This window comes from Myroides sp. 1354 (assembly GCF_030324495.1).
Taxonomy (GTDB): Bacteria; Bacteroidota; Bacteroidia; order Flavobacteriales; family Flavobacteriaceae; genus Flavobacterium.
On record NZ_JACAGN010000044.1, the window covers coordinates 1 to 580 of the forward strand.

Annotated in this window: 1 protein-coding gene; it reads right to left on the reverse strand. The window is 42.2% G+C overall.

Going from position 1 to position 580, the window contains the following annotated elements; translation table 11 throughout:
- Positions 1-151 precede the first annotated feature (151 nt).
- On the reverse strand, positions 152-457 hold the full coding sequence (locus HX004_RS17670; RefSeq protein ID WP_286444181.1) for a hypothetical protein: 306 nt from the start codon (positions 455-457) through the stop codon (positions 152-154).
- Between the last annotated feature and the right edge of the window lie 123 nt (positions 458-580).

A 580-nucleotide genomic window follows, 5' to 3' on the forward strand; every position in this document is an offset into this window, starting at 1 on the left:
ATGATCTCACCAACGTCGATCTTGTCGTTTTTATTCGCATCCGAGTAACTTAGGCGAACATTACCAAGGTGATCGCGGTATTGATACACATAATTTTGTGTTTCTGCATTGAAATATCCTTCTGCTGTCGGGAAGAAACTCAATACCCCATCTACGTATTGACTCGAGCAAAGCGAACAGACGAAGTAAAACCATCTACACAGTCCGTTATCACGACGCTACTGCCTTGGGTGACTTTCTTCTGCAGTTTTTCTCCCGTGGCTGTATAAAGGTAAGTAATTTTTCCGGCTGCAAAAACAACTTCGGTTGGTAAATTCAAATGGTTGTATTTCATTGCCGTAATTCCCTTGTTTCGGTCTACCTTTAAATTACCAAACGTATCGTAATCATAGTGTTTAGCAGCGGTACTCCCCTGTTTGAATCCATCGGTATTGTTAGAGGTATCCTTTAGACGCACAGATTACACCCGAGGCTTTAGCCGAACTGAACGAAGTTAAATCCGAGCGATCGGGATAAGATTGAAAAAGGATCACGTGATGTAACTGTCGCGGAACTGCAAAAGCTTTCCAAGCTCTTTAAT